15 protein-coding genes are annotated in these 16,661 nt (G+C 68.8%); 3 read left to right on the forward strand and 12 right to left on the reverse strand.

What is annotated here, in order from left to right:
* From QA861_RS09440 to QA861_RS09480, 9 genes are all read right to left on the reverse strand, one after another.
* A complete protein-coding gene (locus QA861_RS09440) occupies positions 1-966 on the reverse strand; it encodes an aromatase/cyclase (protein WP_334587771.1) in 966 nt (321 codons plus the stop codon).
* A 43-nt stretch (positions 967-1,009) separates the two neighbouring features.
* A complete protein-coding gene (fabG, locus tag QA861_RS09445) occupies positions 1,010-1,828 on the reverse strand; it encodes a 3-oxoacyl-ACP reductase FabG (protein ID WP_334587772.1) in 819 nt (272 codons plus the stop codon).
* A 22-nt stretch (positions 1,829-1,850) separates the two neighbouring features.
* A complete protein-coding gene (locus QA861_RS09450; protein ID WP_334587773.1) occupies positions 1,851-2,123 on the reverse strand; it encodes an acyl carrier protein in 273 nt (90 codons plus the stop codon).
* 83 nt (positions 2,124-2,206) lie between these two features.
* Entirely contained in the window at positions 2,207-3,418 is a 1,212-nt protein-coding gene (locus tag QA861_RS09455; protein ID WP_334587774.1) for a ketosynthase chain-length factor, read from the reverse strand.
* Positions 3,415-4,686 carry a beta-ketoacyl-[acyl-carrier-protein] synthase family protein gene (locus QA861_RS09460; RefSeq protein WP_334587775.1) on the reverse strand — a complete coding sequence of 424 codons (1,272 nt, stop codon included), beginning with the start codon at positions 4,684-4,686 and terminating at the stop codon, positions 3,415-3,417. Before QA861_RS09460 ends, QA861_RS09455 begins: the two co-directional genes overlap by 4 nt.
* Positions 4,683-5,009: a TcmI family type II polyketide cyclase gene (locus tag QA861_RS09465; protein WP_334587776.1), complete on the reverse strand. Its 327-nt coding sequence runs from the start codon at positions 5,007-5,009 to the stop codon at positions 4,683-4,685. Before QA861_RS09465 ends, QA861_RS09460 begins: the two co-directional genes overlap by 4 nt.
* 260 nt (positions 5,010-5,269) lie before the next feature.
* Positions 5,270-6,745 carry an FAD-dependent monooxygenase gene (locus QA861_RS09470; protein WP_334587777.1) on the reverse strand — a complete coding sequence of 492 codons (1,476 nt, stop codon included), beginning with the start codon at positions 6,743-6,745 and terminating at the stop codon, positions 5,270-5,272.
* A gap of 427 nt (positions 6,746-7,172) precedes the next feature.
* On the reverse strand, positions 7,173-7,820 hold the full coding sequence (locus QA861_RS09475; protein WP_334587778.1) for an antibiotic biosynthesis monooxygenase: 648 nt from the start codon (positions 7,818-7,820) through the stop codon (positions 7,173-7,175).
* A gap of 273 nt (positions 7,821-8,093) precedes the next feature.
* On the reverse strand, positions 8,094-9,014 hold the full coding sequence (locus QA861_RS09480; RefSeq protein WP_334587779.1) for a PucR family transcriptional regulator: 921 nt from the start codon (positions 9,012-9,014) through the stop codon (positions 8,094-8,096).
* A 651-nt stretch (positions 9,015-9,665) separates the two neighbouring features.
* Between QA861_RS09480 and QA861_RS47040 the strand changes: the two genes are divergently transcribed.
* On the forward strand, positions 9,666-10,049 hold the full coding sequence (locus QA861_RS47040) for a helix-turn-helix transcriptional regulator (RefSeq protein ID WP_443041464.1): 384 nt from the start codon (positions 9,666-9,668) through the stop codon (positions 10,047-10,049).
* A 156-nt stretch (positions 10,050-10,205) separates the two neighbouring features.
* Here QA861_RS47040 and ispG read toward each other — a convergent pair whose 3' ends face one another.
* The 3 genes from ispG to ispH all read right to left on the reverse strand — a co-directional run bounded on the left by ispG (position 10,206) and on the right by ispH (position 14,426).
* On the reverse strand, positions 10,206-11,366 hold the full coding sequence (ispG, locus tag QA861_RS09485) for a flavodoxin-dependent (E)-4-hydroxy-3-methylbut-2-enyl-diphosphate synthase (RefSeq protein ID WP_334587780.1): 1,161 nt from the start codon (positions 11,364-11,366) through the stop codon (positions 10,206-10,208).
* The gene (locus tag QA861_RS09490) at positions 11,363-13,186 is read right to left on the reverse strand and encodes a 1-deoxy-D-xylulose-5-phosphate synthase (protein ID WP_334587781.1); all 1,824 of its coding nucleotides are present in this window, start codon (positions 13,184-13,186) and stop codon (positions 11,363-11,365) included. The genes ispG and QA861_RS09490 overlap by 4 nt, the downstream gene beginning before the upstream one ends.
* Positions 13,187-13,475: 289 nt before the next feature.
* Positions 13,476-14,426 (reverse strand): 4-hydroxy-3-methylbut-2-enyl diphosphate reductase, encoded by a 951-nt coding sequence (gene ispH, locus QA861_RS09495; RefSeq protein WP_334587782.1) that lies wholly within the window; start codon positions 14,424-14,426, stop codon positions 13,476-13,478.
* Between the two features lie 392 nt (positions 14,427-14,818).
* Here ispH and QA861_RS09500 point away from each other — a divergent pair, with 392 nt between their 5' ends.
* Positions 14,819-15,748 (forward strand): SAM-dependent methyltransferase, encoded by a 930-nt coding sequence (locus tag QA861_RS09500; protein WP_334587783.1) that lies wholly within the window; start codon positions 14,819-14,821, stop codon positions 15,746-15,748.
* Positions 15,745-16,575 carry a methyltransferase domain-containing protein gene (locus QA861_RS09505; protein WP_334587784.1) on the forward strand — a complete coding sequence of 277 codons (831 nt, stop codon included), beginning with the start codon at positions 15,745-15,747 and terminating at the stop codon, positions 16,573-16,575. The genes QA861_RS09500 and QA861_RS09505 overlap by 4 nt, the downstream gene beginning before the upstream one ends.
* The last annotated feature ends 86 nt before the right edge of the window (positions 16,576-16,661 follow it).

Here is a 16,661-nt window from a genome sequence, read left to right on the forward strand (position 1 = left end):
TCAGCGCCTGGCTTCGGCGTAGTCCTTGGCGTGGCCCAGGGTGGCGCGGCTGTTGGTGCTCAGGGCGCCCTGGACGAAGTCGCGGGCCTCGGGAACACCCGCTTCGGATCCGAGGACGCGGCTGATGTTCCTCGGTTCGATCACCACGGTGTGCTGCGAGGACGCGGTGGTGACGACGGTCCCGTCGGCCTCCGGGTGCTCCACGAACGTCCAGTAGCCGGTGTGCAGCGACATCAGCGCGGGCAGGGTGATCTGCTTGTACGCGATCTTGTGGTGCGGGAAGGCCACCCGGATCGACTTCGTGGTGTGGGTGGAACCGTCCTTGGCCCGGGTGTCCATCTCCAGTGTCTGGAGGCCGAGGGTGTCCTCCTCGAACTTGACGGTGGCCACGTGCGGCAGCCGTTCGGCCCACAGGTGGGCCTCGTTGATGAAGTCGTAGACGTCCTTGGCGGAGCCGTTGATCCGGACGCTGTCCTCGAAGGACAGCAGCAGTTCCTCGGCCTGGGCGGCGGCGGCCAGTTCCACGTTGCTCTTCAGCGCGGCCAGCTCTGAGCGGGAGTTGCGGTCGACGGCGTTGTCGATCCACTCCATGTTCTTCGGGTCGTCGTCGACGGCGCGGTAGTCGTGCAGCAGCCGGATGCGGGACTCGGTGGCGGAGAGGGGCTCGATGACCCAGGTGCCGCCCATCGCGGCCACCGGCGGCGCCGATATCTCCTGGCGGAAGGTGATCCGCAGGGCGTCGGGGTCCAGGGTGCGTCGTGAGGTCCAGTTCTTGGGCTCGCCGTTGGCGGTGGCCCAGATCCGGATGCGCTCCTCCTTCTCACCGCGCTCCACATGGTCGACGTGGATGGTCGGGGGGAAGATCCTCGGCCAGTTATCCACCTCGGCTATGAGTCGGTACACGTCGACGGACGGCGCTGCCACGATGATCTCGTGCTCGACCTCGCGAAGTGCGCTGTGGGGCATGGCTGTTCACCTTTCCGGTGGGGCGGACGGCCGGGGCCGGCGCTCAGAAGTTGCCGAGGCCGCCGCAGACGTTGAGGGCCTGCGCGGTGATGGAGGCGGCGGTGTCGGAGACCAGATAGCCGACGAGGCCCGCGACCTCTTCCGGGCTGGAGTAGCGGCCGAGCGGGATCTTCGCGGAGAACTTCTCCATGATCGCGGCCTCGGTGGTGTCGTAGGCGGCCGCGTAGCCCTGCCGGACGCGCTGGGCCATGGGCGTCTCGACATAGCCGGGGCACACCGCGTTGACGGTGATGCCGCTCGGCGCGAGTTCGTTGCCCAGGGCCTTGGTGAAGCCGACGACACCGTGCTTGGAGGCCGAGTAGGGGGCGCCCAGGACCACGCCCTGCTTGCCGGCCGTCGACGCGATGTTGACGATGCGGCCACGGGCCTTGTGGCGCATGCCACCGGTGTTGAGCACCTCGCTCGTGAGCCGGAAGACGCTGTTGAGGTTGGTGTCGATGACGTCCTGCCACAGCTCGTACTCGATGTCGGCGGTGACCCCACCGCCGCTGCGGCCCGCGTTGTTGACCAGTACGTCGATCGTGCCGAACCGGTCGACGGCGGCCTCGACGAAGGTCCGCACGTCGACCGCCGAGCGGACGTCGAGGACGGTGCCGTCGATGTCCAGGCCATCCGCGCGCAGTTCCTTGACGGTGGCGGCGACGTTGTCGGCGTTACGGGCGCCGATGAACACGCGGTGGCCCTGCGTGGCCAGCAGCCGGGCCACGGCGAGTCCGATACCGCTCGTGGCCCCCGAGACCAGCGCGACCCGCGTCGGTGCATGGACGGCGTCCTGCTGTTCGGAGACAGAGGTGACAGTCATGTTCCGTGCTCCCGGACTCGGTTCAGGCCGCGGCTGCGGCGAGGTGGGTGTTGACCAGGTCGATGAGCGCGCGCGGTGTGGTCGCGTCGGCCAGCGCGGACTCGTCCAAAGCGATGGCGTACTCGCGCTCGATGCGGCTGCTGGTCTCCAGCAGGGCGAGGGACTCGTAGCCCAGCTGCTCGAACTCCGTGTCGAGGATCTCGGCGTCGAGGTCGACGCCCTCGTCGGAGCCCGCGCCTTCGAGGAGGATCCGCTTGAGATCGACGAGCGTGAACGCGGACGTGAACTGAGACATACCGGTTTCCTTTCGGGGTGCTGGGTGCGGGGTGTGGTGGTGCGGTGGTCGGGTGAGCCGGGGCGACCCGTGGCGTCAGCCGGTCAGACGGCTCGTACGACAAGCGCCGAGTTGAAGCCGCCGTGGCCTCGGGCCAGTACCAGCGCGCTGCGCACCGGCATGGGCCGCGCCTCACCGGTGACCAGGTCGAGGCCGTGGCCAGGGTCTGGTTCGGCGTTGGTGGTCGGCGGGACGACGCCGTCCTGGATGGCCAGCAGCGCGCTCGCGACGTCGAGGGCGGCGGCGCCTGAGTAGAGGCGGCCGGTCATCGTCTTGGGCGCGGTGACCGGGACGCCGCGCGGGCCGAAGACGGCGCGGATCGCCTCCGCTTCGACCCGGTCCAGTTCCGGGACCGCCGCCGCGTCCGCGAAGACCACGTCGATGTCCCCCGGCTGGGCTTCGGCGTCCGCCAGTGCCAGCTCGATCGCCTTGCGCAGCGCGGGTTCACGGCCGGTGTCCGGCGCGGGGTCGAACGTGGCGGCGTAGCCGGCGATCTCGCCGTAGACGCGGGTGCCGCGCCGTCGGGCCGACTCGCCGTCCTCCATGATCAGGATGGCGCCGCCCTCGCCGGGCACATGGCCCCGGGCCGCCGCGTCGAACGGGACATAGGCGCGGGTGGGATCGTCGCAGGTGCTCAGCCGGCCGCTCGCGAGCTGGGCCACCCAGCCCCAGGGGCAGACCGAGGCGTCCATGCCGCCGGAGACGACGAGCGGTGTCCCCTTACGGATCTGGCGCCGGGCCTGCGCGATCGCGTCGAGTCCCCCGGCCTGGTCGCTGACGACCACTCCGCTGGGGCCCTTCATGCCGTTGCGGATGGAGATCTGGCCGCTGTTGACCGCGTAGAACCAGGCGAAGGACTGGTACGCGCTGACGTATTCGCTGCCCTGGCCCCACAGCTTCTGGAGCTCGTTCTGGCCGAACTCGAAACCGCCGGAGGAGCTGGCGGTGACAACGCCCATGTCGAAGGCGGGGAGTTCGCCCGGCTTGACCCCGGCGTCCTCCAGGGCCCATTCCGCCGCCGCCAGTCCGAGCTGGGTCATCCGGTCGGTCTGCGGGATCAGTCGGCCCGGGATGTGGTCGCGCGCGGTGAATCCGGGTACCTCTCCGGCCAGTCGGACGGGGTAGCCGCTCGGGTCGAAGCGGGTGATCCTGCCGATGCCGCTCCGGCCGGCCAGGGTGGCCTTCCAGTAGTCGTCCGCCCCCAGTCCGTTGGGCGCGGCGACGCCCAGGCCGGTGACCACCGCGGAGGCACTCATGCCGCTCTCCGGTCGGGCCGGGCCAGCACCATGGCGCTCTGGAAGCCGCCGAAACCGCTGCCTACGGTGAGCACCGCGTCCGTGAGCTGATCACGCGCTTCGAGGGGGACGTAGTCGAGGTCGCACTCGGGGTCGGGGGTGTGCAGGTTCGCGGTCGGCGGCACGACCGCGTTCTCCATGGCGAGGGCGGAGGCGGCGATCTCGATGGCGCCGATCGCCCCGAGCGAGTGCCCGACCATCGACTTGATGGAGCTGACCGGGGTCCGGTACGCGTGGTCGCCCAGGCTCCGCTTGAACGCCGCGGTCTCGTGGCGGTCGTTCTGCTTGGTGCCGGAACCGTGGGCGTTGATGTAGTCGATCCGGTCGCCGGGCATCCGTGCCTCGTCGAGCGCGACGCGGATCGCCTCGGCCATCTCCACGCCGTCCGGCCGCAGACCGGTCATGTGGTACGCGTTGCTGCGCGTGGCGTACCCGGCGATCTCGGCGTAGACATGGGCGCCGCGCCGCCTGGCGCTCTCCAGTTCCTCCAGGACGAACACCGCCGCTCCCTCGCCCAGCACGAACCCGTTGCGGGTGCCGTCGAAGGGGCGGGACGCCCGTTCGGGTTCGTCGTGCCGGGGGGTGGTCGCCTTGATGGCGTCGAAGCACGCCATGGTGATCGGGGAGATCGGTGCGTCCGTCGCACCGGCGATCATGACGTCGGCGGAGCCTTCACGGATCACGTCGACGGCGTGACCGACCGAGTCCAGGCCCGAGGTGCAGCCGGTGGACACCACCGTGCTGGGACCCTGGGCGCCGACCGCCCACGCGACCTCGGCGGCGAAGGAACTGGGCACCAGGTAGTCGTAGAGATGGGGTACGGCGTACTCGTGGTCGACGAGAGCCAGCCTGCCGCCGTCACTGACGATCCGGTACTCCTGGTCGAGGCCCGTCGTGGCGCCCACGGCGCTGCCGATGGTGACGCCGACGCGGTACGGGTCGCGGGAGTCGAGCTCGATCCCGCTGTCGGCGACCGCGCCGCGCGCCGCGACGACCGCGAACTGCGCGGCCCGGTCCATGCGCCGGACCTCCTGCGGGCCGAGGCCGTGCGCCTCGGGATCGAAGTCGATCTCCGCCGCGACCCGGGAGCGGAAGGGGGAGGGATCGAAGAAGGTGATACGGCGGGTCGCCGTGCGTCCCTCGCTCAGCAGGCTCCAGAAGTTCTTGACGCCGACACCGCCCGGCGCGAGGACCTCCATGCCGGTGATGACGACGCGTCGCCCGGTCATGACGCCTCCCAGCTGTAGAAGCGGGTGGCCATGGCATCGGCCGGGGAGCGCCAGGTCGCCGGGTCGTAGGCCTCGATGAAGGGCTTCAGGTCGTTGCTGATCCCGATGAACCGCGGGTCCGTCTTGGCCTCCTCGATGAGGCGGCCGCCGTTGTCCTCGTCGAAGTCCTGGAGGTGGAAGTAGAGCCCCCGGTACGAGAAGAGCTGGCGTCGGCGGGTGCCCATGCGGTGGGGTGTCTCCGACTCGTCGAAGGCGCCGAACAGCCGTGCGACGTCCGCGCTGGAGCCGGGCTCCATCCGGGCCACGATCAGGGTGCTGTGCATGGTTTTCCTTTCGTGTCCTGCTGTTTCCGGTGTCCTGCCGCAGCCGTGCGGGGCCGTGGGTCAGGGCCTGTCGTCAAAGTCCCGTCGTCGCTCGAAGGGCGGGCCTGGTGCCCGCCGCGGCAACGGCTGAGGCCGAGTGGACCCGTGCTCTCGGCGTGCCGGGCGCAGGCTCTCGTACTGGGTCGTGCGTGGGTCTGTGTCCGGTGCGGCGAGAGGGCGTGCATGGCGTCGCCAGGCAGGCGGGAAGGTGACGACAGGCCCTAGCGGGCGGGGCCGAACCAGCGGTCCAGGGCCATGGGGAGGTCGCTGTGGCAGCCGGGGGCGGCCCAGGCCACGTAACCGTCCGGGCGGACCAGCACGGCGGTGGTGCCCGCCGGCACACCGTTCCCGGATGCGTCCTTCGGCTGTGCGGTCACGATGTCCACGCGGTCCCGCCACCCTGCGGCGCGGCGCCGCAGTTCCGCGTTGTCCGCCAGATCGAGCAGGACGCCACGGCCGGCGTGCAGAGCCTGCGTACTGCTGTCGGTGCCGCTGGTGGTGCCGCCGGACAACTCCAGGTGCGGCATGCGGCGACCGAGCAGCGGGTGCGGGCCTCCGGCGACGGGGTAGTGGATCTCGAGACCGCTGACCATCCCCGCGAGGTGCCGGCTCACCGGCAGATAGGTGATCAGCTCGGTGAACACGTCGCGCAGTGGCTGTACTTCGGGACCGCTGAGGAACAGCAGACCCTGGGCCCGGGTGTTCATCAGCAGCCGCTCGCCCACCGGGTGCCGCTCGTCGTGGTACGTGTCCAGCAGCTCCTCGGGTACCCGGCCCCGCACCACGGCAGCGAGTTTCCAGCCCAGGTTCACCGCGTCCTGGATGCTGGTGTTCATACCCTGGCCGCCGGCCGGGAGATGGATGTGCGCGGAGTCGCCCGCCAGGAAGACCCGGCCCTGCCGGTACCGGGTGACCTGACGGGTGGCGTCGCCGAAGGAACTCACCCACACCGGCTCCCCGTGCGAGATGTCGTCGCCGGTGAGCCGTTTCCAGGCCGCCGCCACCTCGTCGTAGGAGGGCGGCGCCTCTCGGCGCTGCGGAGGCGTGCCCCGTTCGCAGACGATCAGCCGGGTGATGCCGCCAGGCAGCGGGCCGACCATGACCATGCCGCCGGGCAGGGTCTCACCGATCATGCGCGGCTGGAGGTCGAGCCCCTTCACGTCGGCGAGGAACATCTCCATCGTGGACGGTGTGCCCGGGAAGTCGAAGCCCATGGTTTTGCGTACGACACTGCGTCCGCCGTCGCAGCCCACCACATAGCCGGCGGTCAGCTGGTGCACTCCGTCGGGGCCGCTGACCTCCACCTCCACGAGATCGCCGGTGTCCTTGAGGGAGAGCAGCTCGTGCCGGCGCCGGACGTCCCCGCCCAACTCCTCGACCCAGTTCTCCAGAACCGTCTCCGTCTGCGACTGCGGCACGGTCTTCGCGGCCTGGTGGGCACCGTCGAGGACGGCGAAATCGACGGGCAGACCACCGAAGTGACCCTGGTTGCTGATCTCGATCTCCCCGAACCGGGACAGCAGCCCCCGCTGGTCGAAGACCTCCATCGTGCGCGCCGTGAACCCCAGGCCCCGGGACTCCCCGGTACGTTTCTCCAGCCGCTCCAGGACGATCACATCGACTCCGGCCAGCCGCAACTCTCCCGCGAGCATCATCCCGGCGGGGCCGGCGCCCACGACTATTACTTCGGCGTCCATATCTCCTCCTCGGTGGCTGCAACAAGGATTCGGCGGAATTCGGGCACACCGGTCCGGCGCGACCCCGTAAAAATGGATTCAGGGCCGGCAATTCCGTAGTCCCAAGCGAGGCATTTGATTGAAAGAAATCTTCCTCGCCTTTTCAGGGGTGGGTCAAGGAGCCGATTCAAGAGACCGGTGAGGAATCATCAGACAAACGTCAGAGAACCGACCGGGACGAAGGGAAGTGTCAGAGGAATGTCAATCGTGACGACCGCGGCTCCGCGGGAAGGCGCTCACTCCGAGACTTCAGGTGGTGGTTCACCTTCCGCCGGGTCGGTCCGACCCGGCCGGCCAGGGGTCCTCGATCACGGTGACGTCCAGCATGGGTCCAGCACCCCACCGAACTCCTCCCCGTCGCGACGGCTCCGGCTTTCGGCCGGAATCATCACGGGACCAGGCCGAGGGCGTGGTCGTAGCGGCTGACGGTGGCGCTCTTCAGGCCCGGCCAGGTGGCGAGTGCGTCGACGTGCGCCTGGGCGCTCTCCCACTCGGCGTAGTTGAGGACCCTGCTGCCGTCGGTGCTCAGGTGGAAGTGGGCGGAGATGCCACCGGGGTGCGCGTCCGGCTCGTTCTCCAGCGCCTCCAGGGCGGCATCGGCCCAGGCGCGCTGCCGGTCCGGGTCGGGTCCCACGAACTCGACGTCGACGACCACGACACACCCGGGCACCCTCGTGTCACCGTCCCGGACGCTGCTCCGGTAGCGCCGGTACCGGTCGAGCCCCAGCCGCTCGATGTCGGGCACGAGCAGGTCGATCTCGTCGTTGCGCTCCTGCCGGCGGGTCTTCACGAAGGCCTCGTAGGCCTGCTCGGTCGCCCACTGCGAGTAGTGCATCAGGGCTTCGCCGTCGTGCCCCGTGTAGACGTGATAACCGATCAGGCCGGCTGCCGGCCAGGGCCGTCGCTGCCAGGTGTCGGCGATGGCCTCCACGGTCTGCCGCTGGCGCAGGGGAGTGTGCACACGCCAGTGGCTGAAGAACGGGGCACCGACGCGAGGGTCGGTGAGGTCCGGAGGGGTTTCGGTACGACGTGTCATGCCGGTCATCCTGCAACCTCGATCCGGTTCAGGTCAGGCAGCCGATTCGAGCCGCCTGTTCGTGAGACTGCCTGCCCGTCGATGCGGAGTACGTACACGGCGCGTGAACGTGTTTCCGGTACGGGAACGCAGCCTGGGCCCTGGCACCACCACATCCGCACGCACGCGATCACGCCAGGTCGTGAGCGGCGTCCGACCGCCGCGGTCCACTACGGAAGCAACGACACGCGGCCTGCCACGCGCCGTCCCGGACGGCGATCAGCGCACACTCCGTCACCCCTGCAGAGCCTCGGCGATCATCGCCACCGTGAGCATCTGCGCGCCCCTGCCGCAGGTCGGGTCGCAGCCGGTGACGTCCTCGATCCGCCTCAGGCGGTAGTCCAGCGTGCTGCGGTGGATGAACATGCTGCGGGCCGCCTTGTTCCTGCTGTAGTCGGAGTCGACGAAGGCGGTCAACGTCTCCCAGAGGACCTTGTGCGCCCTGAGCGGCCTGATCATCGCCGCCAGGTCGGTCCGCACCTTCTCGTTCAGCGTGACCGCGTACTCGACCAACACGTCCGACATCGTGTACGCGCCGCTCGGGCGCAGTCCCGCCACCACCAGCCTCAGCACACAGGCCGCTTCGTTGACCCCATCGACGAGATGGGCTCTGTCCCGTTCGGCCGTCGCGAGCCAGCTCCTGCCGCCGAGACACTGGGTCAGCCGCGTCACCGAGCGTTCGGCGCTGCCCGGACCGCCGGCCGGGATGAAGAGAACGACGTTGCCGTCCCGGTGCGTCAGCAGTGTGTCCTGCCCCGACACCGAGCACAGCGCGTCCACCTCACGGCCGGGCTCCGCAAGCCTCACCGCGGCGATCAGGTATCGAGGAGCAAGTCCCCCGAACACGTCCGCGGGCAGCGGACGACCGTCGGCGAGGTCGCCGGCCAGGTCACGCGAAGCATCCGTAGTGGTCTTCTGCTGGTATCCGTCGAGGAAGTCCTGCAACAGGCGCCCCCCGGCGCGCACGATGGCGGCCAGCATCGGATCACCTGCCGCCGCCTTGGTCAGCAGCTCGGCCAGCTCGTCCGGCTCGTTACCGGTCCACTCCCGCCCTGCGGCCCGCACCTTCGCCCGGAAGTCAGCGACCCTGCCCTCCTCCGGCGTCGAGCTGAACGCCTCGACCCGAGATAACGAGCTGCCTGCCGTTTCCGTCATTTCTCACCTCATCTTCCCGCTGGGCCGTGAAGGTCCGTACACAAAAGGACGTCACCGCTCGAACGGACCTCGTGGGGTTCGCGCGTCAGCCGGACTTTCGGCCAGGAGAGAGAAAGCGACCCGGCACCGGGAGGACCCACCACAGCCATTGACGACAACGTCGGAAAGAATTCACCCGCCGGAGCAGTGGGGGTTTTCGGCATGACACTCTCCGCTCGCGTCCACGAGGGCGCATCGGGGCGCGTGGGGGCACTCCGTTCATGGGGATGCTAACACAGCTACTTGAACCTTGTAACATATTACCCGCGGGTTACGGTTTCCCTTATGACTTGAAATCTACTTCTTCTCCACAGCTACCCAGCAGGCACAAATCCCCCATACAGGGCCTGGATCAGACATCTTGTTCCGCCGGCGCCGCGGTCTCGTAGCTCGTCGACCAATGCCATTCCCCGACACATCTCAGGACGAACAAGACGCGAATGCCGCAAAATTTGGAGGGAATTCCGAGGTGGGCGGAAAATGGCGGGACGCGACGGTGCACCGGTGACAAGGATGAGGGGGCCACCTAGGATGCTTATCCAGTAGGTCCTCACTCTGTATTTCACCGATTACGGTCCTGGCCTGGTCGGATGTACGGGATGGATGGGTGACATGGACAATGCTCAGAACGGTTTGAAGAACTGCTCGAACCACTCGGACTGCGCCAGAAATCAGAGTTGCGGTCCAGTGCCTTCCAGCCCGGTCCGGCTGGTGACAAGAAACCCTGCGGCTCGCGAAGCGTCCGAGCCGGTCGACGGCTGGGGTCTCAGCTCGATTCAGGCCAGGATCCTGGAGGGTGTTGCGGCCGGATTGTCCAGCGGGCGACTGTCGAGAGAGATGTACCTCAGCTCGAAGACCATTGACTATCACGTCCGCGTCATGTCCGACAAACTGCAGGCGTCGAATCGTGTCGCGTTGGTTTCGAGGGCGTACGTCCTCAAGATTCTGATAACAGAATCGTGGCCCCCGCGCGTCGCGTGTGACGCCGTGAATTAACACGCGCCGGTTCGCGAGATCACCATCCGTATCCTCGCGCGCGACCCGCGTTTCGTGTGCCGTTTCCTGGAAGCCTCCTTTTTCTCACTCCCTCCGGTCGCCCCGGAGATCAGGTGCCGGCCGACTGCGAGCGCTCGTCGGACCGAGTGCGGCCGGTCACGCCTCGGCGTCCTGGACATCCTCGATGTCCACGCCCATCTCCTCGGCGATGCGTACGGCCTCGGCCAGGAGGGTCTCCACGATCTGTGACTCCGGGACCGTGCGGATCACCTCGCCCTTGACGAAGATCTGGCCCTTGCCGTTGCCGGCGGCGACGCCGATGTCGGCCTCGCGCGCCTCCCCGGGCCCGTTGACGACACAGCCCATCACCGCCACCCGCAACGGCACCGGGAACCCCTCGAGCGCCGCGGTGACCCGCTCGGCGAGGGTGTGCACATCGACCTGGGCCCGACCGCAGGACGGACACGACACGATGTCCAGTCCCCGTGGCCGCAGCCCGAGCGACTCCAGGATCTGCGCGCCGACCTTGACCTCCTCGACCGGTGGTGCGGAGAGCGAGACGCGGATGGTGTCGCCGATGCCCTCCGCCAGCAGCGCGCCGAACGCGACCGAGGACTTGATCGTGCCCTGGAACCGGGGTCCCGCCTCGGTCACGCCGAGATGCAGCGGGTAGTCGCACCGGCCGGCGAGCTTGCGGTACGCCTCGATCATCACCACCGGGTCGTGGTGCTTCACCGAGATCTTCAGGTCGGTGAAGCCGTGCTCCTCGAACAACGAGCACTCCCACAACGCCGACTCCACCAGCGCCTCCGGGGTGACGCCGCCGTGTTTCCGCAGCAGCCGCTTGTCCAGCGACCCGGCGTTCACGCCGATCCGGATCGAGATGCCCGCGTCCTTGGCCGCACGGGCGATCGCGCCGACCTGGTCGTCGAACTGGCGGATGTTGCCGGGGTTGACCCGTACCGCGGCGCAGCCGGCGTCGATCGCGGCGAACACGTACTTCGGCTGGAAGTGGATGTCGGCGATCACCGGGATGCCCGACTTGCGGGCGATCGCCGGCAGCGCCGCCGCGTCGTCCGCCGACGGCACGGCGACCCGTACGATCTCGCAGCCCGCCGCGGTGAGCTCGGCGATCTGCCGCAGCGTGGCGTCGATGTCGACGGTGGGCGTGGTGGTCATCGACTGCACCGACACCGGCGCGCCGTCACCGACCGGCACCGTGCCCACCGTGATCCGGCGGGAGTTCCGCCGCGTGGCCACCGAGAGCGGGACCTCGCCCCTGCGTGGCAAGGGCATTCCCAAAGCGACGGACGTCAATGTTCCTCCTCCGAGTGAACCGGCCAGGTGCCGGGGTCGTCGATGCCCGCGGCCGCCGGTGTGGCGTCGAGGCCGGTCAGCAGTTCCACCACGACCCTGCTGATGTTCTGCGCGGTCAGCCCGCAGGCGGCGAGCACCTCGGCCCTGGAGCCGTGGCTGAGGAACCGCCTCGGGATGCCGAACTCGCGCAGTGGGGTACGTACGTCGGCGTCCCGCAGCGCCTGCGCGATCGCGGAACCGACACCGCCCGCGCGGCTGTTGTCCTCGACCGTGATCGCGAGCCGGTGGCGGCGGGCCAGGTCGGCCAGCGCGGGGTTGACCGGTGTGACCCACCTCGGGTCCACCACCGTCACCCCGATGCCCTGTGCCCGCACACCTTCGGCGACCGTGAGCGCGAGCCCCGCCAGCGCACCGACCGCGACGATCAGCACGTCCAGCGAGCCGGAGCGGCGCAGCACGTCAAGCCCGTTGAAGGTGGCGACCGCCGGCAGGTCTTCGCCGACGGGGCCCTTGGGGAACCGCAGCAGAGTCGGACCTTCGTCCCACGCGACCGCCTCGCCCAGCAGCTCGGCCAGCCGGGTGCCGTCCCGCGGCGCCGCGATCCGCAGGCCGGGCACGACCTGGAGCACCGAGAGGTCCCACATGCCGTTGTGGCTCGGCCCGTCGTCCCCGGTGACCCCGGACCGGTCGAGGACGAAGGTGACCGGACGGCGGTGCAACGCCACGTCCATCAGCAGCTGGTCGAGCGCGCGGTTGACGAACGTCGAGTAGATGGCCACCACCGGGTGCACCCCGCCCATGGACAGCCCGGCGGCCATGGTGACCGCGTGCTGCTCCGCGATGCCGACGTCGATCACCCGGTCCGGGAACCTCCGCTGGAGCGGCAGCAGTCCGGTCGGCTCGGTCATCGCGGCGGTGATCGCCACCAGGTCCGAGCGCCGCTCGGCCAGCTCGACCAGCGTCGCGCCGAACACCGAGGTGAACGACCGGGCCGGCACGCCGAGCGGCTGCCCGGTGCGCGGGTCCATCGGCTTGATCGCGTGCCCCAGGTCCAGGTCGTTGGTCTCGGTGTGCGGATAACCCTTGCCCTTGGCCGTGATCACGTGCACCACCACCGGTCTGCCCAGCGCGTGGGCGCGGCGCAGGGCCTCCTGAACGGCGGGCAGGTCGTGGCCGTCGACCGGGCCCAGGTAGGAGAGCCCGAGCTGTTCGAACACGCCGGGAGCGCACCCGGCCCGCAGGTCGGCCAGGTGTTCGGCCAGGCCGCCGACCGTCGGCGCGTAGGACCGCTTGTTGTCGTTGAGCACGATGACGAGTGGCCGGTCCGGCCCGCCCGCGATGTTGTTGAGCGCCTCCCAGGCCATGCCGCCGGTCATCGCGCCGTCGCCGATGACCGCGACGGTCGCCCGGTCGCGTCGGCCGAGGTGGGCGTCCGCCCTGGCCAGCCCGTCCGCGTAGGACAGTGCGGTGGACGCGTGCGAGTTCTCCACCAGGTCGTGCTCGGACTCCTCCCGGCTCGGGTAGCCGGAGATGCCGCCCGACTTGCGCAGCCGGTCGAACCCGGCCTGGCGGCCCGTGAGGATCTTGTGCACGTAGGACTGGTGCCCGGTGTCCCACAGCAACCGGTCCCGCGGGGACTCGAACACCGTGTGCAACGCGATGGTCAGCTCCACCACCCCCAGGTTGGGCCCGAGGTGTCCCCCGGTGGCGGAGACCCGCTCGATCAGGAACGCGCGGATCTCCCCGGCGAGGTCGCGCAGCTCCCCGGCGGTCAGCTCACGCAGCCGCGCCGGGTCGCGCACGGTTTCCAACAGCGCCATGTCGAACAGTGCTCCTCACCGGGTGTGGCAGGCGGACGAGGCCGCCCTCTCGGTCAGTTCGGGCTGCCGGCCCGGCGCGATGCCGGTCCGGCCGAAGGCCTCGGGTACCGGCCGACGCGGGCAAGGACTCTCGTAGGGGTCGCCATGAGGGTCACCCTCATGGGGTGTGGTGGCCTCGGCCGGTGGGACGTGTCCGAGGCGACGGCTGCGCGGTTCGCCGCCGAAGCGCTTTCGCCCACAGAGTCCTCGCGGACGCCATCAGCGACAGGGGCCGCCCGGTCTCGACCGGTCACGGTGTGTCCGCCACTCCGGTCAGCCGCGCGGGCGGAAAGAACACGATGTCCTCGGTCGCCACCCGTTCTACGACCGTGTCCGCGTAACCGAGTTCCGCGAGCCGGTCGAGCAGCTGGTCGACGAGGATCTCCGGCGCGCTCGCCCCGGCACTCACGCCGACCGTGCTCACGCCGGCCAGCCATGTGGGGTCGAAATGGGTCACGTCCGGCACCAGCTCGGCCCTGCCGCCGAGTCTGCGCGCCACCTCGACCATCCGGATCGAGTTGCTGGAGTTGGCCGAGCCGACCACCAGCACCAACTCGCACCGGTCCACGATGGCCCTGATGCCGTCCTGGCGGTTCTGGCTGGCGTAACAGATGTCGTCGGTGGCGGGCCCGCGCAGGCCCGTGAACCGGCGTCGGAGCACGGCGATGATGTCCCTGGTCTCGTCCACCGAGAGCGTGGTCTGGGTGAGGTAGGCGACCGGTGCGTCGGGGGGAAGGTCCAGCGCCTCCGCGTCGGCGACCGTCTCGACGATGATCGTCCGGTCGGGAGCGTGCCCGAAGGTGCCCTCGACCTCCTCGTGGTCCGCGTGCCCGACCAGCAGCAACGTACGCCCGTCCCGGGCGAACCGGCGGGCCTCCTGGTGCACCTTGGCCACCAACGGGCAGGTCGCGTCGAGCACGTCCAGCCCGCGCGCCTCCGCGTTCTGCCGCACCTGCGGGGAGACACCGTGCGCGGAGAAGACACACACCGCGCCCTCCGGCACCTCCTGCTCGGAGTCGACGAACCGGACACCCCGGCGCTGGAACTCGCGCACCACGTAGTGGTTGTGCACGATCTCCTTGCGGACGTAGATCGGCGCGCCGTGCTGTTCCAGCGCGAGGTCGATGATGGCTATCGCCCGGCGCACGCCGGCACACAAACTCCGCGGTTCGGCCAGCAGGACCTGCTTACCGCCACTCATTCCCACTCCGTTCCGTGCCATGGCGTCCGCGTCGGCACGCCCGGCTTCGCGTTGCCGAACAGGGCATCCACGCCGGTCGGTAGAAACCGAGTCCTTCTCAGAAGTCTTGTCCGCCGTCGAGTGCCGGCTTAATAGCCCGACTCGAACACGGCTTTGGTGTCGCACACAGCGGCTACCAATCCGCAGAATAGTCCAATCCGGGCTCCACGCCGTATCCTTTGGGGTTTTTCCTAAAGTTGCGCCTGCTCACGCCATGTAGTTGACACGGCCAGGGGTGCCCTCCAGGATGGAATCCGATAGCCGCCGCCCAATTTCGTGGCGCCCGCAGATTTCTCCCGACCGAAGCAGGCCATTCACCGACTTCGTCGCATCCGAGTCCTGGAGAAGTGATCGTGACAAATCTGGATGAATTATCAGGTTCGACCCAGACAGCGCTGGACCCTCAGGATGAGGTAAAAATAGTCGGCCAATACTACGACGGAAAGACGGCGAAGCTTGTTCGCAAATACGGACCCGGGCCCAGGATTCACTACCACGTAGGTTACTACCCTTCCTCCGAAACGCCGCCTTATGCTCCCGATGTGACGCCGGATGACATTCGCCGCAGCATACGGCTCCACCAAGAGGGGCTGCTGCGGTACGCGGCCAAGATCTGGGGCGCTGAACACCGGTTGTCGGGGAGAATCCTGGATGTCGGCTGCGGTCTCGGCGGGGGCTCGATCTTCTGGGCACAGGAATACGGCGCCGACGTGACGGCGGTCACCAATGCACCGGAACACGCGCCGATAGTCAACGGATTCGCGCGCGAATGCGGTTTGGAAGGGAAGGTCCGAGCACGGGTCTGTGATGCGATGCATCTCCCCTTGGACGGCCCCTACGACGCGGCCGTGGCCATCGAGAGCAGCGGATATTTCAACCGTCCGCAGTGGTTCGAACGTCTGGCGCGCGTGCTTCGTCCGGGCGGGAGCGTGTGCATCGAGGAGGTATTCACCACCCGCCCGCACGGGGCCGATGTGTGGGCCGAATACTTCTACACGAAACCAGCTACGGTGCTTGACTACGTGGAAGCCGCGCGGGCCGCTGGTTTCGAATTGGTCGACGAAATCGACGCCACGTCGGAAACCGCGCCGTTCTGGGACGAGAGTGCCGCCTGGACGAAGGCGGTACTGGACAGCGACAGCGGTATTTCGCCGGTTGAGCGCAGGCAGCTGAGGATATCGCTGCTGGCGAACCAGGCGCTCGGCACCGAATGGAAAGCAGGGGGCCTGCGGCTGGGTTTCCTGCGCTTCGAGCTGAAGTCGACGACAGGGAGTGCCTCATGACGGTCGAACAGTCCCCCGCTCCCAGCGACGTCCGTAACGTGTACGACGGGTTCGGTCGGATCTACGGTTCCGTGTGGGGGCCCAATATCCACTACGGCTACTGGGAGAACGACGCCGACGACAGCTCCGTCGAGGTAGCCACAGACCGCCTGACCGACCTGATGATCTCCGGTCTCGGCGCGCAGGCCGGCCAGCGGGTCCTGGACATCGGATGCGGCATCGGTCATCCCGCACAGCGGCTCGTCCGCGCTTGTGACGTGAACGTGGTGGGCATCACCGTCAGCCACGTCCAGGCCCAGGAGGCCACCGAACTCGCGGCCGCGGCCGGGCTGGCCGACCGGGCCACATTCCAGTTCGGGGACGCGATGGACATGCCCTTCCCCGACGACTCGTTCGACGCGGCCTGGGCGTTCGAGTCGATGTGGCACATGCCCGACCGTGGCCATGTGCTCTCCGAGGCCGCCCGCGTCCTGCGCCCCGGCGGCCGCCTCGCCATCGCCGACGTCATCCAGCGCGACCCGGTGAGCCCTGAGGGACGCGTGGTCCTGGACCACATCTGCCAGAACTACGCGGTGCGCTCCCTGGGCACGGTCGACGAATACCGGGTGGCGTTGGCCGCCAGCGGTTTCGTCGACGTGGAGATCCGTGACATCACCGACAACGTCATCCGTACCCTCGGGCTCATGGCCGACGCCTTCGAGACCGTCAGCGACAAGCTGGCCGATCTGGTCGGCAAGGAACAGGCCGACTCGCTCATCGACTTCGTGCGCAGGTTCGGGGCCATCCCGGAGAGCGGCTACCTCTTCCTGACCGCGGTCCGCGCATAACACGGGCGCCGCCCTGGGTACCGGTCGAGGGTCATCTCGAAGGGGAACTCCAGCATGGGTGGTGGACGCCCATGCTGGTGGCTTCC

It is taken from the genome of Streptomyces sp. B21-083, from assembly GCF_036898825.1.
Taxonomy (GTDB): domain Bacteria; phylum Actinomycetota; class Actinomycetes; order Streptomycetales; family Streptomycetaceae; genus Streptomyces.

Coding starts and splice junctions, on each gene's coding strand:
- QA861_RS09440 (WP_334587771.1), bottom strand. CDS start 966: ATGCCCCACAGCGCACTTCGCGAGGTCGAGCACGAGATCATCGTGGCA.
- ispH (WP_334587782.1), bottom strand. CDS start 14,426: ATGAGTGGCGGTAAGCAGGTCCTGCTGGCCGAACCGCGGAGTTTGTGT.
- fabG (WP_334587772.1), bottom strand. CDS start 1,828: ATGACTGTCACCTCTGTCTCCGAACAGCAGGACGCCGTCCATGCACCG.
- QA861_RS09450 (WP_334587773.1), bottom strand. CDS start 2,123: ATGTCTCAGTTCACGTCCGCGTTCACGCTCGTCGATCTCAAGCGGATC.
- QA861_RS09490 (WP_334587781.1), bottom strand. CDS start 13,186: ATGGCGCTGTTGGAAACCGTGCGCGACCCGGCGCGGCTGCGTGAGCTG.
- QA861_RS09480 (WP_334587779.1), bottom strand. CDS start 9,014: ATGACGGAAACGGCAGGCAGCTCGTTATCTCGGGTCGAGGCGTTCAGC.
- QA861_RS09505 (WP_334587784.1), top strand. CDS start 15,745: ATGACGGTCGAACAGTCCCCCGCTCCCAGCGACGTCCGTAACGTGTAC.
- QA861_RS47040 (WP_443041464.1), top strand. CDS start 9,666: ATGGACAATGCTCAGAACGGTTTGAAGAACTGCTCGAACCACTCGGAC.
- QA861_RS09460 (WP_334587775.1), bottom strand. CDS start 4,686: ATGACCGGGCGACGCGTCGTCATCACCGGCATGGAGGTCCTCGCGCCG.
- QA861_RS09465 (WP_334587776.1), bottom strand. CDS start 5,009: ATGCACAGCACCCTGATCGTGGCCCGGATGGAGCCCGGCTCCAGCGCG.
- QA861_RS09475 (WP_334587778.1), bottom strand. CDS start 7,820: ATGACACGTCGTACCGAAACCCCTCCGGACCTCACCGACCCTCGCGTC.
- QA861_RS09455 (WP_334587774.1), bottom strand. CDS start 3,418: ATGAGTGCCTCCGCGGTGGTCACCGGCCTGGGCGTCGCCGCGCCCAAC.
- QA861_RS09470 (WP_334587777.1), bottom strand. CDS start 6,745: ATGGACGCCGAAGTAATAGTCGTGGGCGCCGGCCCCGCCGGGATGATG.